This is a genomic window from Streptomyces sp. NPDC007863 (assembly GCF_040633895.1).
Taxonomy (GTDB): Bacteria; Actinomycetota; Actinomycetes; order Streptomycetales; family Streptomycetaceae; genus Streptomyces.
This window is the reverse complement of sequence record NZ_JBEYEI010000006.1, coordinates 324,813-349,862: the sequence shown is the minus strand read 5'-3', so window position 1 is coordinate 349,862 and position 25,050 is coordinate 324,813. Positions and strand designations below refer to the sequence as shown.

Genomic DNA, 25,050 nt, shown 5'->3' with positions numbered 1-25,050 from the left:
CCAGCCGCCCCCACGCGCCGCGCCGCCGGGCCGCCCGGTGTAGCGCCCCCGGGGGGCCGGCCGGGCGGGCCCCGCGCGCCCCCGCCCCCCCCGCGGCGCGCACGACGGGGGCCGTTCCGCGTTCCCGGGGTCCCGCGGCGGGCGCGAAGTGGTCGAGACCTCTTGTCGTGATCGCCGGGCGCGCCTAACCTCACCGCTGTTGTTGTGCAGCACGAAACGCCCGTTGCGTATGTTGCAACGCACGCTCGGAGGGGAACCGCCATGAAGCTTCCTGCCCGGATCACCGCCCCCGTCGCCCTGCCGCTCGCCGCCCTCGTCCTCGCCGCCTGCGCGCCCCAGACCTCCGCCCCCGCCGCCGGCGGGGACGAGAAGACCGGCACCCTGCGCGTCTGGCTCTTCCAGGAGGTCGCGGGCCGGCCCAAGGAGAAGGTGGTCGACGCCGCCGTCGCCGCCTTCGAGAGGAAACACCCCGGCGTCGACGTCGAGGTCGAGTACATCCCCGTCGAGACCCGCGCCCAGCGCGTCAAGGCGGCCTTCAACGACCCGAAGTCCGCCCCCGACGTCATCGAGTACGGCAACACCGACACCGCCGGCTACGTGAAGGACGGCGGACTCGCCGACATCACCGCCGAGTTCACCGCCTGGGACCAGGCGAAGGACGCCGACCCCACCGCCCGCGAGTCCGTCACCGTCGGCGGCAAGGTCTACGGCGCCCCGCTCTTCGTCGGCGTCCGCGCCCTCTACTACCGCACCGACGTCTTCCGGGAACTCGGCCTCGCCGCCCCCAAGAGCCAGGACGAACTCGCCGCCACCGCCCGCAAGATCCGCGAGGCCAGGCCCGAGCTGTACGGCATCGCCGTCGGCGGCGCCTACACCTACGGCGCCCTCCCCTTCGTCTGGGCCGCCGGCGGCGACCTCGCCGCCGAGGACGGCTCCGGCACCTACAAGGCCGCCCTCGACTCCGACGCCGCCGTCAACGGCCTCACCGCCTACACCTCGCTCCTCGGCGACGACAACTGCCCCGCCGCCACCTGCGCCCAGATGGGCGGCAACGCCACCGTCACCGCCTTCGCAGCCGGCAAGGCCGGCATGGCCATCGTCGGCGACTTCAGCCACGCCGCCGTCGAGGCCGGACAGGTCAAGGGCAAGTACGCCGTCGTCCCGCTGCCCGGTGCCACCCCCGGCTCCATCGCCCCCGCCTTCGCCGGCGGCAACAACATCGGCGTCCTCGCGTCCACCTCCCACCGCACCCTCGCCGTCGAACTGACCAAGGAACTCGCCGGCAAGGAGAGCCAGGCCGCGCTCTTCGACGCCATGGGCTTCCTGCCCACCTTCACCGACGTCCGCGCCGCCGCCGCCCAGCGCAAGCCCTTCGTGAAGCCCTTCATCGACACCCTCGCCGCCGGCACCAGGTTCGTGCCCGCCACCGCCGCCTGGGGCCGCATCGACTCCTCGCTCGTCGTCCCCACGATGCTCCAGGAGATCGCCAGCGGCCGGAAGGACGTGCGGTCCGCCGCCCGCGACGCGGCGAAGAAGATGGACGCGGCCTTCGCCGAGGCGGGCCGAGCCGGATGACGGCCACCCTCACCGAACGCCCGCCCCGGAGCCGTACCGGCAAGACCGGCGGGACCCGCACCCGCGCGTCCCGCACCGGCACCACCGCCTGGACCCCCTGGCTCTACCTGCTGCCCGCCCTCGCCGTCCTCGGCGCCCTCCTCGTCTACCCCGTCTACCAGCTGGGCCTCATCTCCTTCCTGGAGTACACCCAGGCCCAGGTCAGCGGCGGCGAACCCACCTCCTTCCGGGGCCTCGGCAACTACACGGCCCTCCTCGCCGACCCGCAGTTCCGTCAGGTCCTGCTCGCCACCGTCGTCTTCGCCGCCGCCTGCGTGGCCGGCACCCTCGCCGTCGGCTGCGCCCTCGCCGTCCTCCTCACCCGCGTCCGGGCTCTGCCCCGGCTCGCCCTGATGCTCGCCGCGCTCGGCGCCTGGGCCACCCCCGCCGTCACCGGCTCCACCGTCTGGGTCTTCCTCTTCGACGCCGACTTCGGCCCCGTCAACAAACTCCTCGGCCTCGGCGACTTCTCCTGGACCTACGGGCGGTACAGCGCCTTCGCGCTCGTCCTCCTCGAAGTCGTCTGGTGCTCGTTCCCCTTCGTGATGGTCACCGTCTACGCCGGGATCCGGGCCGTCCCCACCGAGATCCTGGAGGCCGCGGCCCTCGACGGCGCCTCCCCGTGGCGGATCTGGCGCACCGTGACCGCGCCACTGCTCCGCCCGATCCTCGCCGTCGTCACCATCCAGTCCGTCATCTGGGACTTCAAGGTCTTCACCCAGATCTACGTCATGACCGGCGGAGGCGGCATCGCCGGCCAGAACCTCGTCCTCAACGTCTACGCCTACCAGCAGGCCTTCGCCTCCTCCCAGTACAGCCTGGGCGCGGCCATCGGCGTCGTCATGCTGCTGATCCTGCTCGCGGTCACCCTGGTGTACCTGCGGATCCTCCGCCGTCAGGGGGAGGAGCTGTGACCGCCTTCCGCATACCCGGCGTGCGCCGTCCCGGGCGGCTGCTCGCCGAGGCGACGGCCCTCCTGACCGCCGTCGTCGTCGCCTTCCCCCTGTACTGGATGGTGCTGTCGGCGCTCAAGCCGGCCGGCGAGATCCAGTCGGCCGAGCCCCGGCCCTGGACCCTCTCCCCGTCCCTCGACTCCTTCCGGCGGGTGTTCGAGCAGCAGGACTTCGGCCGCTACTTCCTCAACAGCCTGCTGGTGGCCACCGCCGTCGTCCTCGCCTCCGCCGTCGTCGCCTTCCTTGCGGCGACCGCCGTCACCCGCTTCCGCTTCCGCTTCCGCACCACGATCCTGGTCATGTTCCTGGTGGCGCAGATGGTGCCGGTCGAGGCGCTGACCATCCCGCTCTTCTTCCTCATGCGCGACGCCGGCCTCCTCAACACCCTCGGCTCGCTCGTCCTGCCCCACCTCGCCTTCTCGCTGCCCTTCGCGATCTCGATGCTGCGCGGCTTCGTCCGGGCCGTGCCGGAGGCGCTGGAGGAACAGGCCAGGATCGACGGCGCGAGCCACGCCCGCTTCCTGTGGACGATCCTCTTCCCGCTGGTCCTGCCGGGGCTCGTGGCCACCAGCGTCTTCTCGTTCATCTCGACCTGGAACGACTTCCTCTTCGCCAAGTCGTTCCTCATCAGCGACACCTCGCAGTCCACCCTCCCGATGGCACTGCTGGTCTTCTTCAAGCCCGACGAGAACGACTGGGGAGGAATCATGGCCGGGTCGACCGTGATGACGATCCCGGTGCTCGTCTTCTTCGTACTCGTACAGCGCCGCCTGGTCTCCGGACTGGGCGGAGCGGTGAAGGACTGACGCGATGGCAGACACGGACCTGATTCCGGCACCCCTGACGACCCGGCACGAGGGCGACGCCCCCGGACACGTCTCCCTCGACGAGCGGACCACCCTGGACGCCGGCCCCGGCACCGAGGGCACCGCCCGCTGGCTGCGGTCCGTCCTCGGCGCCGCCACCGGCCTCCCCTTCGCCGACGGCGCCGGCCCGCACGCCATCCGGCTGCGGCTCTCCCCGGAGACGGAGGAGGAGTACGGCCCCGAGGGCTACCGGCTCTCCACCGAGGACCCGGAGGCCGCCGTCACCCTCGACGGCGGCGGGCCCGCCGGGCTCTTCTGGGGCGCCCAGACCCTGCGCCAGCTCCTCGGCCCCGACGCGTACCGGCGGGCGCCCGTCCGGCCCGGCGCGGACTGGGACCTGCCGCACGTGACCGTCGCCGACCGCCCCCGCTTCGGCTGGCGCGGCCTCCTCCTCGACGTGGCCCGGCACTTCACCGCCAAGGAGGACGTGCTGCGGCTGCTCGACCTGATGGCCGCGCACAAGCTGAACGTCTTCCACTTCCACCTCACCGACGACCAGGGCTGGCGCATCGAGATCGAGCGGTACCCGCGCCTCACCGAGGTGGGCGCCTGGCGGGCCCGCTCCAAGCGCGGCCACCGCGCCTCGCCGCTCTGGGACGACACCCCGCACGGCGGCTTCTACACGCACGACGACATCCGCGAGATCGTCGCCTACGCCGCCGAGCGGCACATCACCGTCGTCCCGGAGATCGACCTCCCCGGCCACTCGCAGGCCGCCATCGCCGCGTACCCCTGGCTCGGCAACACCGACGTCGTCGACACCGCCGCCCTGACCGTCTGGGACACCTGGGGGGTGAACCCGAACGTCCTCGCCCCCACCGAGGAGGTGCTCCGCTTCTACGAGGGCGTCTTCGAGGAGGTCCTGGACCTCTTCCCGGGCACCTTCGTGCACGTCGGCGGCGACGAGTGCCCCAAGGACCAGTGGAAGGAGTCCCCGGCCGCCCAGGCCCGGATCGCGGAGCTCGGCGTGGGCGACGAGGCCGGACTCCAGTCCTGGTTCATCCGCCACTTCGACCGCTGGCTCGCCGCCCGCGGCCGCCGCCTCATCGGCTGGGACGAGATCCTCGAAGGCGGGAACCGAGCCGAGCGGGTACGAGCGACCGGAGGCGAGGTGACGAGATGGGGCCTCGCGGAGGGCGCGGCCGTTTCGTCCTGGCGCGGGTACGGCGGCGGGATCGCCGCCGCCGAGGCCGGGCACGACGTCGTCATGTGCCCCGAGCAGCAGGTCTACCTCGACCACCGGCAGGACGGCGGCCCGGACGAACCCGTGCCGATCGGCTTCGTCCGCACCCTGGAGGACGCGTACCGCTTCGAGCCCGTCCCGCCCGGCCTCTCCGAGGCCGCCGCCCGGCACGTCCTCGGCACCCAGGCCAACGTGTGGACCGAGGTCATGGAGAACCGCGACCGCGTCGACTACCAGGTCTTCCCCCGCCTCGCCGCCTTCGCCGAGGTCGCCTGGTCGGCGCTCCCCGCCCCCGACGAGCGCGACACGGCCGGCTTCCTGCGCCGCATGGAGACCCACTACCGGCGCCTCGACGCCCTCGGCGTCGCCTACCGCCCGCCCACCGGACCCGCGCCCTGGCAGCGCCGCCCCGGCCTGCTCGGCCGCCCGAAGGACGGGCCGCCCCCGATCGTGTGAGCCAGGTCGCTTCCCGGGGTCACCCGGGAGCGGCGAAACGGGAGTTACCTTCTCTCTCAGGGCGTCCGGCGCGTCCGGGGTGTCCGCGGACAACCCGGGCACGCCGGGTGTCCCGGGCGAAGGGTCCTGCGCGGCCCCTCGCTCCGGACGGCTCGGAAGATGTGCCAGAGTTGCCACGTCCGGCCTGTGAGCACGTACGGTACGCCCACACACAGGCGCGCCGTGCGCCCGCTCGCACGCGCGGTGGCCGGGCACAGTCGGGGACGGACCGGGACAACCGGGAAGGGGCAGCGGGTTGACCACGCACGCACCACAGACGGCGCAGTCCGTGACGCTGCCCGCCTCGCTCGACGAGGCCGTGGCCGCGCTGACCGCCATGCCGGCGGCCGTCCCCGTCGCCGGCGGCACCGACCTCATGGCCGCCGTCAACCGCGGTCAGCTCCGCCCCGCCGGACTCGTCGGCCTCAGCCGCATCAACGAGATCCGCGGCTGGCAGTACCAGGACGGCCACGCCCTCCTCGGCGCCGGCCTCACCCACGCACGCATGGGCCGCCCCGACTTCGCCGCCCTCATCCCGGCCCTCGCCGCCGCCTCCCGCGCGGCCGGACCGCCCCAGATCCGCAACGCCGGCACCCTCGGCGGCAACGTCGTCACGGCCGCCCCCACCGGCGATTCGCTGCCCGTGCTCGCCGCCCTGGAGGCCGACCTCGTCGTCGTCGGCCCGCTCGGCAGCCGCGAGATCCCGGTCTCCCACCTCCTCGCCGGCCGTGACCTCCTCGCCCCCGGCGAGCTCGTCGCCTTCGTCCGGGTGCCGCTGCTGCACGCCCCGCAGGTCTTCCTCAAGGCCACCGGCCGCACCGGCCCGGCCCGCGCCTCCGCCTCCGTCGCCGTCGTCCTCGACCCCGCCCGGCGCGGCGTCCGCTGCGCCGTCGGCGCGGTCGCCCCGATGCCGCTGCGCCCGCTGGAGGCCGAGCGCTGGATCGCCTCCCTGGTCGACTGGGACAACGACCGGGCACTCGCCCCGGAGGCCCTGACGGCCTTCGGCGAGTACGTGGCCGCCGCCTGCGTCCCCGATCCGCCGGGCGGGGAACAGCTGTCGCCCGCCGTCCTGCACCTGCGGCGCACCGTCGCCACTCTCGCCCGCCGGGCACTGGGGAGGGCCCTGTCGTGAACACCGGCAACAACGAGCCGAACGAGACCGTGGCACCCGCCGCGCCGGGCGGCTGGGAGCCGATCCCGCAGAGCGAGGGGTACGACGAGGGCGCGACCGCCTTCGTGCAGCTGCCGCCGGAGTTCATGCTGGACGGGATCCCGCTGGAGGCCCCCGGCCACGGCTACACGCCGCCGATGATCCTGCCGCTGCAGCCGCGCGCGGAGGGCGTCGAGTTCTTCGCGCCCGAGTCCGCGGCGCCGGCGTCCGCGCCGGAGCCCGGGCCCGCGCCGCATTCGCTGCCGCACGGGTACGGCGAGGACGGCGCGGGCGCGCCGGCGGCCCGGCCGTACGTGGAGCAGCACGACCCGCACGCGACGGCGGAGTGGCACTTCGGCGCGACGGGGCAGTGGCAGGTTCCGGCGGAGGGGCTGCAGGAGTTCCCGGCGGAGGGTCTTCAGGAGTTCCGGGGGGAGGAGCTCCAGGAGTTCCCCGCCGAGCCGGCGGTGTCCGGGCCGGTCGTGTCCGGGCCGGCCGTTCACCAGCACGCCGTTCACGAGCCGGCCGTTCACGAGCCGGCCGTGTCCGAGCCCCTCTCGTACGAGCAGGCCCCGCCGACCCTGCCGGGCGGCGCCCCGGCGCCGTGGGCGGTGCCGGACGCGGTGGCGGAGCCCGTATCCGAGTCCGTGCCTGAGCCCGAGCCCGAGCCCATCGAGGAGCCGGGGCCGGAGCCGGAGCACGCGCCGGAGCCGGAACTCATCGAGGAGCCCGAGCCCGAGCGCGCGCCCGAGGCGGTCGAGGAGCCCGTGGCGGAGGCGGCCGCGGCGGTGCCCTCGTACACCTCCGTCGACAGCGACGAGCACCCGCACACCTCCTACGTGCTGCGGGTCAACGGCGCCGACCGGCCCGTCACCGACTCCTGGATCGGCGAGTCGCTGCTCTACGTGCTGCGCGAGCGGCTCGGCCTCGCCGGGGCCAAGGACGGCTGCTCGCAGGGCGAGTGCGGGGCGTGCAACGTCCAGGTGGACGGGCGGCTCGTCGCCTCCTGCCTGGTGCCGGCCGCGACCGCCGCCGGGTCCGAGGTGCGGACCGTCGAGGGGCTCGCGGTCGACGGCGAGCCGTCCGACGTGCAGCGGGCGCTCTCCCGCTGCGGCACCGTCCAGTGCGGCTTCTGCATCCCGGGCATGTGCATGACCGTGCACGACCTGCTCGAAGGCAACCACGCCCCCACCCCGCTGGAGGCCCGCCAGGCCCTCGCCGGCAACCTCTGCCGCTGCTCCGGCTACAAGGGCGTGCTCCAGGCCGTCGAGGACGTCGTCGCCGAGCGCGCCGCCTCCGCCGCCGAGCACGCCACCGCGGGCGAGGACGACGCCTCCGCCCGTATCCCGCACCAGCACGACGGAGGCTCGGCGTGAGCAGCGACGCGACGACCGCCATCCCCACCCTCCCCTTCGCGGAGGCCGCCGGGGCCGCGCCGGAGCCCGAGACCCCGCGCCAGGGGCTCGGCGCCTCCCTCCCGCAGGCCGACGCGCGGGCCAAGGCCGAGGGCACCTTCCCGTACGCCTCCGACCTGTGGGCCGAGGGCCTGCTGTGGGCCGCGATCCTGCGCTCCCCGCACGCCCACGCCCGGATCGTCTCGGTCGACACCTCCGCCGCCGAGGCCATGCCCGGCGTACGGGCCGTGGTGACGGCCGCCGACGTGCCCGGCGCGGCCACCTACGGCCGGCGCGTCGCCGACCGCCCCGTCTTCGCCGACGGACTGGTCCGCCACCACGGCGAGGCGATCGCCGCGATCGCCGCCGACCACCCCGACACCGCCCGGCTCGCCACCGCCGCCATCGTCGTCGAGTACGAGCTCCTGGAGCCCGTCACCGACCCCGAGAAGGCCTTCGCCGCCGAGGCCCTCCACCCCGACGGCAACCTGATCCGGCACATCCCGCTCTCCTTCGGCGACCCCGAGGCCACCGGCGAGGTCGTCGTCGAGGGCCTCTACCGGGTCGGCCGCCAGGACCCCGCCCCCATCGGCGCCGAGGCCGGACTCGCCGTGCCGCGCCCCGACGGCGGCGTCGAGCTGTACACCGCCTCCACCGACCCGCACACCGACCGCGACCTCGCCGCCGCCTGCTTCGGCCTCACGCCCGACCAGGTCAAGGTCGTCGTCACCGGCGTGCCCGGCGCCACCGGCGACCGCGAGGACCCCGGCTTCCAGATCCCGCTCGGCCTGCTCGCGCTGCGCACCGGCTGCCCCGTGAAGCTCACCGCCACCCGCGAGGAGTCCTTCCTCGGCCACGCCCACCGCCACCCCACCCTGCTGCGCTACCGCCACCACGCCGACGCCGAGGGCCGGCTGGTGAAGGTCGAGGCGCAGATCCTCCTCGACGCCGGCGCGTACGCCGACTCCTCCTCCGAGTCGCTCGCCGCCGCCGTCGCCTTCGCCTGCGGCCCGTACGTCGTCCCGCACGCCTTCGTCGAGGGCTGGGCCGTCCGCACCAACAACCCGCCGTCCGGCCACGTCCGCGGCGAGGGCGCGATGCAGGTGTGCGCCGCGTACGAGGCGCAGATGGACAAGCTCGCGGGCCGCATCGGCATCGACCCGGCCGAACTGCGCATGCGGAACGTCATGGCCACCGGCGACCTGCTGCCCACCGGCCAGACCGTCACCTGCCCGGCACCGGTGGCCGAACTCCTCGCCGCCGTACGCGACTTCCCCCTCCCCGCCCTCCCCAAGGACACCCCCGAGGAGGACTGGCTGCTGCCCGGCGGCCCGGAGGGCGCGGGCGAACCCGGCGCCGTGCGGCGGGGCGTGGGCTACGCGCTCGGCATGGTGCACATGCTCGGCGCCGAGGGCACCGACGAGGTCTCCACGGCCACCGTCCGGGTCCTCGACGGCGTCGCGACGGTCATCTGCTCGGCGGTGGACACCGGTTCGGGCTTCTCCACCCTCGCCCGCCAGATCGTCCAGGAGACCCTGGGCCTCGACGAGGTCCACGTCGCCCCCGTCGACACCGACCAGCCCCCGGCCGGCGCCGCCACCCACGGCCGGCACACCTGGGTCTCCGGCGGCGCCGTCGAACGCGCCGCCAAGATGGTCCGCACCCAGCTCCTCCAGCCGCTGGCCCACAAGTTCGGCATGTCGACCGAGCTGCTCCAGATCAGCGACGGCAAGATCACCTCGTACGACGGCGTCCTCTCGACCACCGTCGCCGAGGAGATGAACGGCAAGGAGCTGTGGGCCACCGCCCAGTGCCGCCCGCACCCCACCGAGCCGCTCGACGAGTCCGGCCAGGGCGACGCCTTCGTCGGCCTCGCGTTCTGCGCGATCCGCGCCGTCGTGGACGTCGACATCGAACTCGGCGCCGTCCGCGTCGTGGAGATGGCCGTCGCCCAGGACGTCGGCCGGATCCTCAACCCGGCCCAGCTCGCCACCCGCATCGAGGCCGGCGTCACCCAGGGCGTCGGCGCGGCCCTCACCGAGAACCTCCGCACCGCCCGCGGTCTGGTCCGCCACCCCGACCTCACCGGCTACGCCCTGCCGACCTCCCTGGACGCCCCCGACATCCGGATCGTCAAGCTGGTGGAGGAGCGCGACGTCGTCGCCCCCTTCGGCGCGAAGGCGGCCAGCGCCGTCCCCGTCGTCACCTCCCCGGCCGCGGTCGCCGCCGCCGTCCGCGCCGCCACCGGCCGCCCGGTCAACCGCCTGCCGATCCGCCCCCAGGCGGCGGTGGCGGCGCCGTAGCTAGGACGGGACGCGTCCCGGCGTGGGCGACCGCCCACGCCGGCCGGCGCGACACGCCGAAGTCCCACACCCGCGAGCGCGGGTGTGGGACTCGTTCTTTTGGAGACCGTGGTCGGATTCGAACCGACGTCACTCGCTTTGCAGACGAGCCCCTGAACCACTCGGGCACACGGTCGTGTAGGTGTGGCGACAACAACGACGTTAGGCGCCCCGGGGGAGGGGCTCAAGGGGGATCGGCGCCGCGCCACGGGACTGCAATGGCGCCGCCACACGCCGTTCACAGAGCGGGGGACGGACCTGATGAACTCGGCACGGGGGAGGGTGGCCGATAGCAGGAGTAAACGTTCCGGCAGGTCTGGGGAAAGCCCTGATGGGGCATGGGGGGCCGGATTTACGGCACCGGCCGGATTTCGATCCGCACGTCTGTGCATGCCCGTGTGCGTGCGTAAACTCCGGAGCCTCACTGGCGGACGGGGGGACGACGTGTCGTTCGAGGACGAGTGGGCCGCGGCGAAGGGTGCCGCCGCGATGCGGCTGAACCATGCTCCGGCCGACCCGGGGCGCTGGAGCCCCGGCGTCGGCCTCTCCGTGAAGCAGGACCACCTCGGCGCGATCGGCCACGCCGCCTACGAGCTGCACGGCCGGCTCGCGAAGGACGGGAACCACGCGCGGATGGACGGCTACGAGGCGGCCACCGCGCTCTCGGCCCACGGGTTCCGTACGGGAGCCGCCCTGACCACCGTCCAGGAGACCTGGGGTTTCCAGCTCCGCACCCTGCTGCACGCGGTCGCGCACATCTCCAACCACCTCGACTACAGCGTGGCCTCCCACGCGAAGGACGACGTGGAGATCGGCACCTCCCTCTCCGTGTCCAAGATCAGCGAATACTTCAAGTAGGGGGCGGAGGAAGCGTGCTGACCTTCGACGGCGTGTACCGGGTGCCGCTCGGGCGGATGAAGGACGCGGCGGACCGCTGGTCCGAGACGAAGCGCAAGCTGGACGAGCTCGCCGAGGATGCCCGCCGCACGATGGCCGACCAGACCAGGGCGGAGGACTGGCGGGGGCTGAACGCCGAGGTGACCAAGCCGTTCATCGACAAGACGGCCAAGGAGTTCACGGACGCGGCGAAGGCGGCGGAGGGGATCCACAAGGTCCTGGAGGACGGGTACCAGACCTTCAAGAAGGCCAAGGACGAGCTGACGAAACTCGTCGAGACGGACGCGCCGGCCCAGGGGCTCCTGGTGAGGACCGACGGCACCGTCGTGGCCCGCGACCCGGTCGGGGAGGACGTCGCCGTCCGCCGTGACCCGGACTTCGATCTCGTCCACCGCAAGGAACAGGCTCGGATCAAGGCGTTGAAGGCGCGCATCGACGCCGTCCTCGAACGCTGCGACGAGGCCGACGTCGCCTGTGCCAACGCGCTGCGCGCCAACATCACCGGCGACGCACACGACTTCAGCGCCCCGAAGTACGCGAGCCTCGACGCCGAGGAGGTCGACCGGGCCGTCGCACTGGCCGAGAAGGGCCGGAAGCTCACGCACGCGGAGCTGGAACAGCTCAACGAGCTGCTCGCCGACAACCGGGAAGTGGGATGGTTCTCCCGCACCTTCTACGACCGGCTCGGCACGAAGGGCGCGCTGGAGTTCTTCGGTGAACTCGCGGCCGACACGGGCGGGCAGGGCTCGGAGGAGAAGGACAAGGAGCGCCTGGCGGACGTCCAGGCCCTCCAGAAGAACCTCGGCCTCAACCTCGCGAACGCCACGCGCGGCGACGACGGCTGGGCCAAGGAGTGGTCCGCCGAGCTGCGGAAACTCGGCACCGAGCGGGTCCCGCTCCCCTCCCGCCCCGACGGCACGGGCCCCTACGGCTACCAGTTGCTCGGCGGCATCCTCCGCTACGGCGACTACCACCCGAAGTTCCTCGTCCCGATCGCCGAACACGTCACCCAGCTCCACGCCAGGGAACCCGACCTCTTCAGGCCCGACCGCACGCTGATGCGCCCCGGTGTCCGGGACACGTACAACCCGTCCGGGACGAACGGCTACGGCTTCGACCCGGTCATCCCGATGCTGGAGGCACTGGGCCACAGCCCGGAGGCGGCGAAGGAGTTCTTCTCGGCCAGGCCGACGGCGTACGAGAGGGACGGGAGCGTGGGCGGGACGCTGGGCCTGGGGAAGGACAAGGCCGGAGAGGACGTCGGGAAGTACCTCGACTACTTCGCCAGCGAGAAGTACGCGTCCTTCTCGGACCACATCACCGGGGACGACCCCTCGAAGGCCAAGGCGTACATGCCGGACGCGCTGGGCCACGCGCTTGAGGCGGCGACTCTCGGCCATGCTTGGGACGATCCACGTCCTGAGCTCCACAGGGACGAGACCACGGCACGGATCATGAGGGATGTCGTGGAGAAGTACGGCGATGGCGCCGAGTTCGTCAAGAAGCATCAGTCCGCTTTGGCAGACAGCTTGGGCAATATGGGCGCCGGATACATCGACGACTTGAGCTGGGCACTGACAGACAACGATCCACGTTCCGCCAACGCGCCGCATGTCGAGGGCCGGTCACTGAGGGAGGCCGCCGACATCGCGGCCCGCCATCCGGAATTCGGCAGGGAGGGCTCCGCGAAGTTCCTGAGTCTCCTGGGTCAGTATCCCGAGGCGTACGCCTCGATGACCACGGCGGATCGCCTCTACACGGCGAGCATGCTGGAGGCGCAGGTCGGCTCCGGCGGGTCGATCAACGGCGTGGCTGCCTGCGACGCGGTAGACGTCGGGGCCAAGGTTCAAGGGCTGTTGGACCAGTCTCGCGCGGCGCAGATCGAGGCCGAGGGGGCGAAGCTCCAGGAGGACTACGAGAAGGCGCAGGAAGAGCGCGGCGCGTGGGTGCAGTTCGGGGCGACCGCCGCCATCGCGGCGGGTGTCGCCTTCGTGCCGGCCACCGCCGCGGCCGCCGGGGCGGCTGCGATCCTGGTCCCGCTCGCGGTCGACACGGGCGCCGGTGCGATGGAGACCCTGGCGGGAGTAGTGGTCGGAGACTGGTCCGAGAAGTCCGTCGAGAAGCACAAGAACGACGTGGAGGACTCGGTCGACGAGGCCAAGGCCGCTGTCTATCTGGCAGGCATTCACAGCGCGGAGTCTCCGGCCAAGCACTTCATCGACGTGCGCGGGGACCAGGTGAGCGACCAACTGAGGAGGGACCTCCTCAAAGCCGCGGAAGACGGCTACGGGGTGGGTGTTCGGTACACCGGACAGTTCGGCAACGGACCGGAGACGGGGTGATCGTGTGGGTCTGTCGACAGTGGCCGTACGGCGGGTGCTGAAGGGTGTCGGGTCGGGGGTGGCCGTGTGTCTCCTCGCCACCGCGTGTGGCGCGGCGGAGGAGCCGGAGCCCGAGCGCGTCACGGCCGGGCAGCAATGCGACGACACGCTGTCGCCGGACGCGGCGCGAGCTTTGGAGACGGTGCTGAGGACGAAGCGCTTCGACCACGATCCCCGGGGCGGTCTGGAGCGGGGCGCGAAGGAGCTGGTCAGGGATTACGAGACGTCGTGGGGGCTGACGCTGAACCCACCCATGTGCCGGGTGAACCCGCCTACCGGCATCGAGAGGGTCGACCTCCGCTTCGGCCTCTATGTGGACGACGACCTCTTCGAGGACGTGCATCCCCGAGGGCTCCATCCCTACGACATGGGAGTGGAGGCGCAGTCCGGCCCGAGAAAGGCGTACCTCTTCGTCAGATGCGTCAGCCCTCGGCTCAAGGGCTCCGACAAGCGTCCCGCCCGGATCCGGGGAACGCTCGTCTTCAACGAATCCGAACTCCCCGACACCGTCCCCATCCGCGAAGCCAACCTCACGATCCTCCACTCCGTCACGCTCGCCATGGTGAGGAAGCTCGGGTGTGAGAACGACGCCGGGCTGGACGCGAAGCCGGTCTTCAAGCCTCGGCCCGAGTAAGGAGGGCCTCATGAGGTGGGCGCTGAAGACGACTGTCTTCGGGCTGACCGTGTGCCTCCTCGCCACCGCCTGTGGCGGGGAACAGCAGCCGGAGCAGGAGCGCGTCACGGCCGAGGAGCAATGCGATGCCACGCTGACGCCGGAGGCGGCCCGTGCGCTTGAGACGGTGCTGGAGACGGAGAAGTTCTCGCATGACCCGAGAGGCGGACTGGAGCGTGTCACGAACGCATTGGTCCAGGACTACAGGAAGCCTCTGTCGCAGACCCCCTATCGCTTCCTGTGCCGTGCGACCCCTCCTGTGGGCTCGGGCACGGACACGGTCAACATCCGATTCGGCTTCTATGGGCACGACGATCTCCTCGGCGACGTCCGCCCCCGAGGACTCCACCCGTACGCCATGGGGGTGGAAGCGCACTCAGGGCCGAAGAAGGCGTACCTCTTCCTCACGTGTGTCACCCCCCGTCTCGAGGGTTCCGACAAGCGCCCCGCCCGCATCCGGGGCACGCTCACCTTCAACCGGTCCAAGCTCCCCGACACCGTCCCCATCCGCGAAGCCAACCTCACGATCCTCCACTCCGTCACGCTCGCCATGGTGAGGAAGCTCGGGTGTGAGAACGACGCCGGGCTGGACGCGAAGCCGGTCTTCAAGCCTCGGCCCGAGTAGGGGGGCGTAGGGCCAAAGGACGAATTCGGGATCCGACGCGCGACAGGGGTCAGTGGGGGTGACGGCCCTTACCCTGGGGCCATGAGTGCCCTCGAACCCCGGGATGCCGGGACCGCCGTCGCCCCTTCCTCACCCGAGGCCCCCCGGGGCTCCGTCATGGACTCCGCCCATCGGGCGCTCAGTGTCGGCATCGTCTCCGTCGTGCTGCTCATCGCGTTCGAGGCGACGGCCGTCGGGACGGCGATGCCGGTGGCGGCGCGGGAGCTGGACGGCATATCCGTGTACGCGTTCGCGTTCTCCGCGTACTTCACGACCAGTCTCTTCGGGATGGTCGTCGCCGGGCAGTGGTCCGACCGGAACGGGCCGCTGGTGCCGGTGACGGTGGGGATCGGGGCCTTCGCGGCGGGGCTGCTGCTGTCGGGGACGGCGACCGCCATGTGGGTGTTCATCCTCGGGCGGGCCGTGCAGGGGCTGGGCGGCGGGCTGGTGATCGTCGCGTTGTACGTGGTGGTCAGCCGGGCGTACGAGGAGCACCTGCGGCCCGCGATCATGGCGGCCTTCTCCGCGAGCTGGGTCGTGCCGTCGGTGGTCGGGCCGCTGGCCTCCGGGACGATCACCGAGCACCTGGGGTGGCGGTGGGTCTTCGTCGGGATCCCCGTCCTCGTCGTGCTGCCGCTGGCGCTCGCGCTGCCGGCGATCCGGCGGACCGCGTCCGGGCCCGCCGACCCGTCGGCGCCGCGCGCGCCCTGGGACCGGCGCCGGGTCCTGCTGGCGTTCGCGATATCGGCGGGCGCCGGGCTGCTCCAGTACGCGGGGCAGGAGCTGCGCTGGCTGTCGCTGCTGCCCGCCGCCGTGGGTGTGGCGCTGCTGGTGCCGGCCGTGCGGGGGCTGCTGCCGCGCGGCACGGTGCGGGCGGCGCGCGGGCTGCCGGCCGTGGTGCTGCTGCGGGGCGTGGCCGCCGGATCGTTCATCGCGGCGGAGTCCTTCGTGCCGCTGATGCTCGTCACGCAGCGCGGGGTCAGTCCCACGCTCGCCGGCCTTTCGCTGGCCCTCGGTGGCCTGACCTGGGCGCTTGGATCCTGGATCCAGACGCGGCCGTGGACGGAGCCGTACCGGGAGCGTCTCGTCGTGCTCGGGATGCTGCTCGTCGCCCTCGCGATCGCCGCCGCGCCGAGCGTGCTGCTGCCGGGCGTGCCGGTGTGGGTGGTCGCGATCGCCTGGGGCTTCGGCTGCCTCGGCATGGGCGTGGTGATCGCCTCGACGAGCGTGCTGCTGATGAAGCTGTCGCCGCCGGAGGAGGCGGGCGCGAACTCCGCCGCGCTCCAGATCTCCGACGGCCTGTCGAACGTGCTGCTGCTCGCCGGCGGCGGCGCGGCCTTCGCCGCGCTCGGCGGCGGGGCGGTCGGGCACGCCGCCGCCTCGGCCGCGGGCCAGGCCTCCCATCCCGGTGCCTTCGCCGCCGTCTTCCTGCCGATGGCGGGCGTCGCGGCGGTGGGCGCGTGGGTGGCGACGCGGCTGCGGGGGGAGGGTCGATGACCCGAGTGGTACCACTCTGACCCCATCGAATGGTACCGTTCTGGTATGGCCATGAACCTGCGTCTCCGTGACGACCAGACCGAAGCGCTCAAGCTCCGCGCGGAGCAGGAGGGCACCAGCATGCACGCCATACTCCTCCAGGCGGTCGACGACTACCTGGCGCGTACCGCCCAGCAGGCAATCGTGCGGAAGACGGCCATGGAGCAGGCCGCCAAGTGGCACGAGCTGATGGAGCGGCTCAAGTGACCTGCGTCTACCTCTCTGCCGAGGATGTCCTGGTCATCGCCGGATACGCGGTCGATGACCAGGCCATCGTCGTTCGGGACGCGGGGCTGCTCGAATCGGCCGTCCACCGGCCGTCGGCCGCGATGTTCGGTGAGGAGGCGTACCCGGACCTGCTCGGCAAGGCCGCGGCCCTCCTCCAGTCCCTCGTGATCAACCACCCGCTCTTCGACGGCAACAAGCGCACCGCCTGGCTGTCCTGCGTGACGTTCCTGGCGATGAACGGCGTCCAGCTCCGGCCGGACATCGACGCGGCGGAGCGGCTCGTCATCGAGGTGGCGACGGGCCGCACCGACGAGGTGGGGGCGATCGCCCAAGAGCTGCGTGCGCTGCTCGCCCCCGAGGTCTGAGAGCGGTCCGTCCCGCCCCCCCGGCCGCGCGGCGGAGGGGGCCCCGGCGCGCGGCCGGGGGGCACTTCCCGCGCCGCGGATGTGAGACTCGCCGCACGCCCCGAGGTCAGAGCGTCGGCCGTCCCGTGTTCGATCGAGGTTCCGTCCGCCCCGCCGGTAAGGTGGCCCGGTTGTCATATCTGGACGAGCGTCTGGACGAGCGTCGAACCGTGACCGGAGATCGTGACTACCACCACCGCCACCTCCTCTCATCACCTCTCTCCCGCCTTCCCCGGCCGTGCCCCCTGGGGCACCGCCAACAAGCTGCGAGCCTGGCAGCAGGGCGCGATGGAGAAGTACATCCAGGAACAGCCCCGTGACTTCCTCGCCGTCGCCACGCCCGGCGCCGGCAAGACCACCTTCGCCCTGACCCTCGCGTCCTGGCTGCTGCACCACCACGTCGTGCAGCAGATCACCGTCGTCGCCCCCACCGAGCACCTGAAGAAGCAGTGGGCGGCGGCAGCGGCGCGGATAGGGATCAAGCTGGACCCGGAGTACAGCGCCGGGCCGCTCAGCAAGGAGTACGACGGCGTCGCCATCACGTACGCCGGCGTCGGCGTGCGGCCCATGCTCCACCGCAACCGCTGCGAGCAGCGCAAGACCCTCGTCATCCTCGACGAGATCCACCACGCCGGTGACTCGAAGTCCTGGGGCGAGGCGTGCCTGGAGGCCTTCGACCCGGCCGCCCGCCGGCTCGCCCTCACCGGCACCCCCTTCCGTTCCGACACCAACCCGATCCCCTTCGTGACGTACGAGGAGGGCAACGACGGCATCCGCCGCTCCTCCGCCGACTACACCTACGGCTACGGGAACGCGCTCGGCGACGGCGTCGTCCGGCCGGTCATCTTCCTCTCCTACAGCGGCAACATGCGCTGGCGCACCAAGGCCGGCGACGAGATCGCCGCCCGGCTCGGCGAGCCGATGACCAAGGACGCGGTCTCGCAGGCCTGGCGCACCGCGCTCGACCCGCGCGGCGACTGGATGCCGAACGTGCTGCGCGCCGCCGACCAGCGCCTCACCGAGGTCCGGAAGTCCATCCCGGACGCGGGGGGCCTCGTCATCGCCTCCGACCAGGACTCGGCCCGCTCCTACGCCAAGCTGATCCGCGAGATCACCGGCACCAAGGCGACGATCGTCCTCTCCGACGAGGCGGCCGCCTCCGACCGCATCGACGAGTTCAGCGAGTCCACCGACCGCTGGATGGTCGCCGTCCGCATGGTGTCCGAGGGCGTCGACGTGCCCCGCCTCGCCGTCGGCGTGTACGCGACGACGATCTCGACGCCGCTGTTCTTCGCGCAGGCCGTCGGCCGTTTCGTGCGATCCCGCAGGCGCGGCGAGACCGCCTCCGTGTTCCTTCCCACGATCCCCAGCCTCCTCGGCTTCGCCAGCGAGATGGAGGTCGAGCGTGACCACGTCCTCGACAAGCCGAAGAAGGCGGGGGAGGACGAGGACCCGTACGCCGAGTCCGAGAAGGAACTGGCGGAGGCGGAGAAGCAGCAGGACGAGGACACCGGCGAGCAGGACATGCTGCCCTTCGAGGCGCTGGAGTCCGACGCCGTCTTCGACCGCGTCCTCTACAACGCCGCCGAGTTCGGCATGCAGGCCCACCCCGGCAGCGAGGAGGAGCAGGACTACCTCGGCATCCCCGGCCTCCTCGAACCCGACCAGGTGCAGCTCCTCCTCCAGAAGCGGCAGGCCCGGCAGATCGCGCACAGCCGCAAGAAGCCCGACACCGAGGCGGACCTCCTGGAGCTTCCGGCCGAGCGGCGGCCCGTCGTTTCCCACAAGGAGCTGCTCGAACTGCGCAAGCAGCTCAACACCATGGTCGGCGCGTACGTCCACCAGAGCGGCAAGCCGCACGGCGTGATCCACACCGAGCTGCGGCGCGTCTGCGGCGGCCCGCCGAGCGCGGAGGCCACCGCCGGACAGATCCGCGAGCGGATCAAGAAGGTCCAGGAGTGGGCCACCCGGATGCGGTGAGTCCCCCGAGGGAGACATGAGAGAGGCCCGTACGACGGCGGTCGTACGGGCCTCTCCGCCGTTCCGTGCGAAGCGGTACGGCACCGGGGCCGGCCCCCACGGTCGGCCGTCCGGCACCCTCCACGCTACGGGCACGACATAGCCGTATCTGTCAGCCAAAGTCCCGAGGAGGGCCGACGAAAGTCCTGAACCGTCCGCATCCGGTCGCCCGCGCCCGGATTCTGGACGAGGTCTTCCGCTGAGCGGAGCGGGTCGCTACTGTCCCGGCACAAAGCAACCGCCCCGTGGCAGCGCCGCCGCGGAGCGCAGCCGGTGTATCCCCTTCCTGCCGGCGGCCTCTGACGTGCGTCGCCGACGGGACCGGCGCCGCGAACCCCGTGGGAGCCCGCCGCCACTTTCTCTTTCGAAGGAGAGGGCGTCGTGACCGCGGAGACCTCCCAGACGCTCGACAGGGGACTCAGAGTCCTCAAACTGCTCGCCGACACCGACCACGGCCTGACCGTCACCGAGTTGTCCAACAAACTCGGCGTCAACCGGACCGTGGTCTACCGTCTGCTCGCCACCCTGGAGCAGCACGCCCTCGTCCGCCGCGACCTCGGCGGACGGGCCCGCGTCGGCCTCGGCGTGCTGCGCCTCGGCCGCCAGGTCCACCCCCTGGTGCGGGAGGCGGCCCTGCCCGCCCTGCGCTCGCTCGCCGAGGACATCGGCGCGACCGCGCACCTGACGCTCGTCGACGGGGCGGAGGCGCTCGCCGTCGCCGTCGTCGAGCCCACCTGGACGGACTACCACGTGGCCTACCGGGCCGGCTTCCGCCACCCGCTGGACCGGGGCGCCGCGGGCCGCGCCATCCTCGCCGCCCGCCAGGGCACCCTCATCGAACCCGGCTTCACCCTCACCCACGGGGAACTGGAGGCCGGCGCGAGCGGGGCCGCGGCGCCGCTCGTCGGCGTGACCGGCGTAGAGGGCAGCGTCGGCGTGGTCATGCTCGCGGACGCCGTACCGGAGCGCGTCGGCCCCCGTGTCGTCGACGCGGCCCGGGAAGTGGCGGACGCGCTGCGCTAGCGCCCGCACGCCGTAGCGTGCCGTCGCGTGCCGGAGGGGTACCCGTAGGACGTACGGGTACCCCTCCGGCGTGCGTACGGTCCTACCGGAGCAGCAGCTCCGCCACCGCCGTGCGGCTGTGGTGGACCGACCGGCCCGTGCGGGCCGTGGCCAGCAGCCCGGCCGCGCGGAGGGCCGCCGTGTGCCCCGAGACCGTGGCCGCCGACACGCCCAGCGCCCTGGCCAGTTCGGTCGTCGTGCGCGGCGCGGGCAGGGCGCGCAGCAGCGCGGCCCTCGTGGGCCCGAGGACGCCCGCCAGCGGCTCCTCGGGCCCGTCGGCGCCCTCCGCCACGGGAGGCAGCCCCGCGCCCGCCGGACAGGCGAGCACCACCGGCCGCCCCGGCCGCGTGCAGCGACCGCACCCACGCCGGCATCGGCGTGGCGTCCTTCGCGGCCGTCCGTCGCGAGCTGCGCGGCTTCTTCGGCCGGGAGGCGGGCCGCGTCCGCCGCTGAGTCCGGCCCAGTAGATTGGACGCGTGCTCTCGCGTCTCTCCCGTATGCCCCGGTCCCGTGTGCTCGCGGCGTGCGCCGTGCCCGTCGTCGCGCTGGTCGCCGTGGCGGGGCTCGCGCCGCTGCCGTTCGCCATCGCCCAGCCCGGGACCACCGCCGACGTCCTCGGCAGGGACCAGGGGCGGGAGATCATCACGATCACCGGCGCCCCGGTCCGGCCGACCAGCGGGCAGCTGCGGATGACGACGATCCTCGCCACCGGGCCCGGCACGGACGTCGACCTCGGGGACGTCGCCGACGCCTGGTTCCGCACCGACCGCGCGGTGCTGCCGCACGACTCCGTCTACCCGCCGGGGAAGTCCGACGCGGAGATCGAGAAGCGGAACCTCGGGCAGATGAAGGAGTCCCAGGACGCGGCCGCCATGGCCGCCCTGGACTACCTGGACCTCGACCCGGCGAAGGTGAAAGTGGAGCTGCACCTCGCCGACGTCGGCGGGCCCAGCGCCGGCCTGCTCTTCGCCCTCGGCGTCGTCGACAAGCTCGACGGCGACGGCGACGGCGGCGAGCTCACCGGCGGCAAGGTCGTCGCCGGTACGGGCACGATCGCGCCGGACGGGAAGGTCGGGGCGGTCGGCGGCGTCTCCCTCAAGACCCAGGCCGCGTCCCGCGACGGCGCCACCGTCTTCCTGGTCCCGAAGGACGAGTGCTCGGACGCCCGGGCCGAACTCCCGGACGGCATGCGGCTCGTGCCCGTGACCGCGCTCACCGACGCGGTGGACTCGCTTCGGGCGCTGGGGCAGGGCCAGGAGTCGAAGGTTCCGAGCTGCTGACGGAGACCTGGTCCATGCCGCGCCAGGCGGGGAAGACCGCCGGGGAGAGCGTCACCAGGAAGTAGAGCGCGGCCGCCCCCAGCAGGGTCGGCGTCAGCCCCGCCCGCTCGACCACCAGGCCCGTCACCAGGCCGCCCAGCGGCGTCGCCATGAGCACCCCGGCCGTGGAGGCCCCGGCGACCCGGCTCCGCAGCTCCTCCGGCACCCGCTCGTACATCACGGTCGCCAGGACCGGGTTGAGCACCCCGGCCCCCAGCCCGGCCGCCACCGCCGTCACGAGCAGCGGCGCGACCGTCTCCGTCGTCGCCGCCACCACGTACACCGGGGCGCCGGTCAGGAGGAAGCCGGTCGTGAAGACCTTCCGGCGCGGGAAGCGGTGCCCCACGGCCCCGTACAGCAGCGCCGAGGCGAGCGCGCACCCGGCGGAGACCGCGAACAGCAGACCCTGGGCCGCGGGCCCGCCCAGGTGCTCCCGGGCGTGCAGCGGAAGGAGTACCGAACTCCAGCTCAGGGAGAGTCCGTTGGTGACCATCACCAGGAGCATGATGCCGAGCATCATCCGGTCGCCGAGGAGGTACGCGTACCCCTCGCGCAGGTCCGCCCGGTAGCGCTCCGAGGAGAGCGGCGGCCCGTCGCGCTGCGGCTCGGCCGCCGGTACGCCGCGCAGCCCGAACGCCACGAGCAGCGCGGAGACGCCGAAGGTCGCCGCGTCGAAGAGCAGCACGGTGTCGGCGCCGACCGTCGCCACCAGCACGCCGGCGAGCGCCGCGCCGGTCATCCCGGCCCCGCGCGACACCGCGTCGTACAGGCTCGCGGCCCGGGCCAGCGGGGTCCCGGCCCGCTCCGCGAGATGCGGCACCAGGACGTAGCGGGCGGTCTCGCCGGGGGCGTGGAAGAGGCCGTTGACGGCCATCAGCGCGCAGAGCATCCAGTAGGCGAGGTGCCCGGTGTGGTGCAGCAGCGGGATCGCGGCGATCGCGAGCGCGCAGACCAGGTCGGACGCGACGCTGACCCGCCGCCGCCCGATCCGGTCCACGAGCGGCCCGCCGGCGATCGCGGAGAGGACCACCGGAAGCGCCGCGCAGAACGCGACGAACCCGGCCTTGCCGGGGCTGCCGGTGGTCTCCAGGGCGAACCACGGCACGCCGATGAGGGTGAGCGAATTCCCCGCGATCGAGATCGTGTTGGCGGTGAGGGCGGTGAACAGCGGTCGTCCGCTCTTCCGCTGCGTCGGATGAAGGACGTCGTCGGCGTGCATCGTCTCGCGGTCCCTTCCGTGGTGGGCGTGGGGGAGGTCCGGCCCCGCCGGCGTTCGAGGCGCGGGGGTCCGGGGGTCCCGGGGGGAGGGGGGCGGAACCCCCGGTCACGGGAAGGGGCGGGGCGGGGGAGAAGCCCCGCGCGGGGCCCGCACCCTGTCCGCGCCCCGCCTGCTCACCCCGCCCGTGCACCCCGCCCGCTCACCCCTCCCGCTGCGGAAACGCGTGCAGGTGGAGTCGTACGCGCCCGGCGTCCGGCGCCTCCGCCGCGGGCGAGTCCCGGTACTCCTCGATCAGCGCGTGCAGCCGCTGTCCGAGCTCGCGCGCGGCGGCGGGCGGGAGCCGCAGCGTGAAGTCGCTCATGTCGGTCGCGCCGGCCCATTCGGGCCACTCGTGGCGGGTGGCGATCCAGGCGGACAGTTCCCGGGTGTGGTTGGTCGCGACCTCGTGGAGGAGGAGGTCGGCGGCGCCCCGCACCTCGGGGTCGTCGGTCCGGTCGAGGGACTCGTCCCAGCTGATGCCCTGCTGCGCGGCCCTCCACCACCGCTCCCGCCCCTTCCCGAGGCTCGGGTCGTCCTCGACGAAGCCGTGGGCGGCGAGCTGGCGCAGGTGGTAGCTGGTGGCGCCGCTGGACTCGCCGAGGCGTTCGGCGAGCCGGGACGCGGTGGCGGGGCCGTGGTGCCGCAGGGAGCGGAGGAGCTGCATGCGCAGGGGGTGGGCGAGGCCGCGCAGGGAGCGCGGGTCGAGGGCCCGGGTGACGTGCTTCTGCGGGGCCTTCGCGGCCTTCTCGGGCTCGGGCATGCCCTGAGCGTAGGGTTGCAAAGAAACCGTTGCAAGGATTTCTTTGCAACTACCCTCCCTCAGGGGCTACTCCGGCTCCCCGTCCGCCGCCTGCTCCACCAGCGGGATGATCCGCAGCGGCACCGCGTTCTCCATCACGATCGCCGTCGACGCCCGCACGATCCCCTCGAAGGCGACCACCTTGTCGATCACCCGCTGGAGGTCCGCGTTCGACCGCGCCACCAGCCGGCACAGCATGTCCCCGTGGCCCGTCGTGGTGTGCAGTTCGAGGACCTCCGGCACTGTCGCCAGGTGCTCCCGCACGTCCGCGCCCTGGCCCTGCTTGATCTCCAGGGTCGCGAAGGCCGTCACCGGGTAGCCGAGCGCCGCCGGGTCCACCTGCGGCCCGAACCCGCGGATCACCCCGCTCGCCTGGAGCCGGTCCAGACGTGCCTGGACGGTGCCGCGGGCCACCCCGAGCCGCCTCGACGCCTCCAGGACCCCGATGCGCGGCTCGCGCGCCAGGAGCACGATCAGCCGGCCGTCCAAATGATCGATCGCCACGACACCCTCCGAGTGGTCACGATGTACAAGTCGCCCGGCCATACTCCCTGGTTGCTGTACAGATTGCCCACTCCGACAGCGAACTATTGCGCACCTTGCGGGTCGGCGGGACGCTGAGCCCATGACTGAGACCCTTGACCACACCCCTTCCACCGCGCGCGAGGCCGACCCCTTCCCGGTGAAGGGCATGGACGCGGTCGTCTTCGCCGTGGGCAACGCCAAGCAGGCCGCGCACTACTACTCCACCGCCTTCGGCATGAAGCTGGTCGCCTACTCCGGACCGGAGAACGGCAGCCGGGAGACCGCCAGTTACGTCCTCACCAACGGCGCCGCCCGTTTCGTGTTCACCTCCGTCATCAAGGCGAGCAGCGACTGGGGCCGCTTCCTCGACACGCACGTCGCCGAGCACGGCGACGGCGTGATCGACCTGGCCATCGAGGTCCCCGACGCCCGTGCCGCGTACGCCCACGCCGTCGCGCAGGGCGCCACCGGCCTGGTGGAGCCGTACGAGCTCAAGGACGAGCACGGCACCGTCGTCCTCGCCGCCATCGCCACCTACGGCCAGACCCGCCACACCCTCGTCGAGCGCTCGGACTACACGGGCCCGTACCTCCCCGGGTACACCGCCGCCGCCCCGATGGTCGAGCCGCCGGCCAAGCGCACCTTCCAGGCGATCGACCACTGCGTCGGCAACGTCGAGCTCGGCAAGATGAACGAGTGGGTGACGTTCTACAACGACGTCATGGGCTTCACCAACATGAAGGAGTTCGTGGGCGACGACATCGCCACCGAGTACTCCGCCCTCATGTCGAAGGTGGTCGCGGACGGCACCAAGAAGGTGAAGTTCCCGATCAACGAGCCGGCGATCGCGAAGAAGAAGTCGCAGATCGACGAGTACCTCGAGTTCTACAACGGCCCCGGCGTCCAGCACATCGCCCTCGCCACCAACGACATCGTCGCCACCGTGCGCGCGATGCGCGCCGCCGGCGTCGAGTTCCTGTCCGTCCCGGACGCCTACTACGACACCCTCGGCGAGTGGGTCGGCGACACCCGCGTGCCGATCGACGAGCTGCGCGAGCTGAAGATCCTCGCCGACCGCGACGAGGACGGCTACCTGCTCCAGATCTTCACCAAGCCGGTCCAGGACCGCCCGACCGTCTTCTTCGAGATGATCGAGCGCCACGGCTCCATGGGCTTCGGCAAGGGCAACTTCAAGGCCCTCTTCGAGGCCATCGAGCGCGAGCAGGACAAGCGCGGCAACCTGTAAGGCCGGCCGGCGCGTCCGGGACGGGGCACGGGGCCCGTCCCG

22 protein-coding genes and 1 tRNA gene are annotated in these 25,050 nt (G+C 72.7%); 18 read left to right on the top strand and 5 right to left on the bottom strand.

Going from position 1 to position 25,050, the window contains the following annotated elements; genetic code table 11:
- The first annotated feature begins 261 nt into the window (after positions 1–261).
- The 7 genes from ABZ621_RS12675 (at position 262) to ABZ621_RS12645 (ending at position 9,958) form a co-directional block, all read left to right on the top strand.
- Positions 262–1,575, top strand: coding sequence for an extracellular solute-binding protein (locus ABZ621_RS12675; RefSeq protein ID WP_360603531.1), 1,314 nt, complete (start codon positions 262–264; stop codon positions 1,573–1,575).
- Entirely contained in the window at positions 1,572–2,528 is a 957-nt protein-coding gene (locus tag ABZ621_RS12670; protein WP_360603529.1) for a sugar ABC transporter permease, read from the top strand. Before ABZ621_RS12675 ends, ABZ621_RS12670 begins: the two co-directional genes overlap by 4 nt.
- Positions 2,525–3,373: a carbohydrate ABC transporter permease gene (locus ABZ621_RS12665; RefSeq protein ID WP_360603527.1), complete on the top strand. Its 849-nt coding sequence runs from the start codon at positions 2,525–2,527 to the stop codon at positions 3,371–3,373. The genes ABZ621_RS12670 and ABZ621_RS12665 overlap by 4 nt, the downstream gene beginning before the upstream one ends.
- Before the next feature lie 4 nt (positions 3,374–3,377).
- Complete coding sequence (locus ABZ621_RS12660; protein WP_360603525.1) at positions 3,378–5,072, top strand: beta-N-acetylhexosaminidase; 1,695 nt, start codon at positions 3,378–3,380, stop codon at positions 5,070–5,072.
- A 295-nt stretch (positions 5,073–5,367) separates the two neighbouring features.
- Positions 5,368–6,243, top strand: coding sequence for an FAD binding domain-containing protein (locus tag ABZ621_RS12655; RefSeq protein WP_359523675.1), 876 nt, complete (start codon positions 5,368–5,370; stop codon positions 6,241–6,243).
- A complete protein-coding gene (locus ABZ621_RS12650; RefSeq protein ID WP_360603523.1) occupies positions 6,240–7,637 on the top strand; it encodes a (2Fe-2S)-binding protein in 1,398 nt (465 codons plus the stop codon). Before ABZ621_RS12655 ends, ABZ621_RS12650 begins: the two co-directional genes overlap by 4 nt.
- Positions 7,634–9,958 (top strand): xanthine dehydrogenase family protein molybdopterin-binding subunit, encoded by a 2,325-nt coding sequence (locus ABZ621_RS12645; protein ID WP_360603522.1) that lies wholly within the window; start codon positions 7,634–7,636, stop codon positions 9,956–9,958. The genes ABZ621_RS12650 and ABZ621_RS12645 overlap by 4 nt, the downstream gene beginning before the upstream one ends.
- 100 nt (positions 9,959–10,058) lie before the next feature.
- On the opposite strand, the gene ABZ621_RS12640 is transcribed toward ABZ621_RS12645, so the two are convergent.
- Positions 10,059–10,133 (bottom strand) — tRNA-Cys (locus ABZ621_RS12640).
- Between the two features lie 308 nt (positions 10,134–10,441).
- Here ABZ621_RS12640 and ABZ621_RS12635 point away from each other — a divergent pair.
- From ABZ621_RS12635 to ABZ621_RS12595, 9 genes are all read left to right on the top strand, one after another.
- Positions 10,442–10,855, top strand: a complete 414-nt coding sequence (locus ABZ621_RS12635) for a hypothetical protein (RefSeq protein ID WP_360603520.1) — start codon at positions 10,442–10,444, stop codon at positions 10,853–10,855.
- A 14-nt stretch (positions 10,856–10,869) separates the two neighbouring features.
- Positions 10,870–13,236: a hypothetical protein gene (locus tag ABZ621_RS12630; RefSeq protein ID WP_360603518.1), complete on the top strand. Its 2,367-nt coding sequence runs from the start codon at positions 10,870–10,872 to the stop codon at positions 13,234–13,236.
- 4 nt (positions 13,237–13,240) lie between these two features.
- Entirely contained in the window at positions 13,241–13,909 is a 669-nt protein-coding gene (locus tag ABZ621_RS12625) for a hypothetical protein (RefSeq protein WP_360603516.1), read from the top strand.
- Positions 13,910–13,919: 10 nt separating this feature from the next.
- A complete protein-coding gene (locus ABZ621_RS12620) occupies positions 13,920–14,573 on the top strand; it encodes a hypothetical protein (RefSeq protein WP_360603514.1) in 654 nt (217 codons plus the stop codon).
- 81 nt (positions 14,574–14,654) lie between these two features.
- Positions 14,655–16,109 carry an MFS transporter gene (locus ABZ621_RS12615; RefSeq protein ID WP_360603512.1) on the top strand — a complete coding sequence of 485 codons (1,455 nt, stop codon included), beginning with the start codon at positions 14,655–14,657 and terminating at the stop codon, positions 16,107–16,109.
- A gap of 45 nt (positions 16,110–16,154) precedes the next feature.
- Complete coding sequence (locus tag ABZ621_RS12610; RefSeq protein WP_030221768.1) at positions 16,155–16,355, top strand: ribbon-helix-helix protein, CopG family; 201 nt, start codon at positions 16,155–16,157, stop codon at positions 16,353–16,355.
- Positions 16,352–16,741: a type II toxin-antitoxin system death-on-curing family toxin gene (locus ABZ621_RS12605; protein ID WP_360603510.1), complete on the top strand. Its 390-nt coding sequence runs from the start codon at positions 16,352–16,354 to the stop codon at positions 16,739–16,741. Before ABZ621_RS12610 ends, ABZ621_RS12605 begins: the two co-directional genes overlap by 4 nt.
- 222 nt (positions 16,742–16,963) lie before the next feature.
- A complete protein-coding gene (locus ABZ621_RS12600; protein ID WP_360603508.1) occupies positions 16,964–18,760 on the top strand; it encodes a DEAD/DEAH box helicase in 1,797 nt (598 codons plus the stop codon).
- Positions 18,761–19,180: 420 nt separating this feature from the next.
- Positions 19,181–19,822: a helix-turn-helix domain-containing protein gene (locus ABZ621_RS12595; protein ID WP_030753286.1), complete on the top strand. Its 642-nt coding sequence runs from the start codon at positions 19,181–19,183 to the stop codon at positions 19,820–19,822.
- Between the two features lie 82 nt (positions 19,823–19,904).
- Here ABZ621_RS12595 and ABZ621_RS12590 read toward each other — a convergent pair whose 3' ends face one another.
- The gene (locus tag ABZ621_RS12590; protein WP_360603506.1) at positions 19,905–20,192 is read right to left on the bottom strand and encodes a helix-turn-helix domain-containing protein; all 288 of its coding nucleotides are present in this window, start codon (positions 20,190–20,192) and stop codon (positions 19,905–19,907) included.
- A gap of 166 nt (positions 20,193–20,358) precedes the next feature.
- Here ABZ621_RS12590 and ABZ621_RS12585 point away from each other — a divergent pair, with 166 nt between their 5' ends.
- The gene (locus tag ABZ621_RS12585; protein ID WP_360603575.1) at positions 20,359–21,141 is read left to right on the top strand and encodes a S16 family serine protease; all 783 of its coding nucleotides are present in this window, start codon (positions 20,359–20,361) and stop codon (positions 21,139–21,141) included.
- On the opposite strand, the gene ABZ621_RS12580 is transcribed toward ABZ621_RS12585, so the two are convergent.
- The 3 genes from ABZ621_RS12580 to ABZ621_RS12570 all read right to left on the bottom strand — a co-directional run bounded on the left by ABZ621_RS12580 (position 21,074) and on the right by ABZ621_RS12570 (position 23,741).
- The gene (locus tag ABZ621_RS12580) at positions 21,074–22,399 is read right to left on the bottom strand and encodes an MFS transporter (RefSeq protein ID WP_360603504.1); all 1,326 of its coding nucleotides are present in this window, start codon (positions 22,397–22,399) and stop codon (positions 21,074–21,076) included. The two genes, ABZ621_RS12585 and ABZ621_RS12580, sit on opposite strands and share 68 nt — an antisense overlap.
- Before the next feature lie 199 nt (positions 22,400–22,598).
- The gene (locus ABZ621_RS12575; RefSeq protein WP_360603502.1) at positions 22,599–23,198 is read right to left on the bottom strand and encodes a helix-turn-helix domain-containing protein; all 600 of its coding nucleotides are present in this window, start codon (positions 23,196–23,198) and stop codon (positions 22,599–22,601) included.
- Between the two features lie 66 nt (positions 23,199–23,264).
- On the bottom strand, positions 23,265–23,741 hold the full coding sequence (locus tag ABZ621_RS12570; RefSeq protein WP_030753266.1) for an Lrp/AsnC family transcriptional regulator: 477 nt from the start codon (positions 23,739–23,741) through the stop codon (positions 23,265–23,267).
- Between the two features lie 121 nt (positions 23,742–23,862).
- On the opposite strand from ABZ621_RS12570, the gene hppD reads away from it, so the two are divergent.
- A complete protein-coding gene (gene hppD, locus ABZ621_RS12565) occupies positions 23,863–25,008 on the top strand; it encodes a 4-hydroxyphenylpyruvate dioxygenase (protein WP_360603500.1) in 1,146 nt (381 codons plus the stop codon).
- The last annotated feature ends 42 nt before the right edge of the window (positions 25,009–25,050 follow it).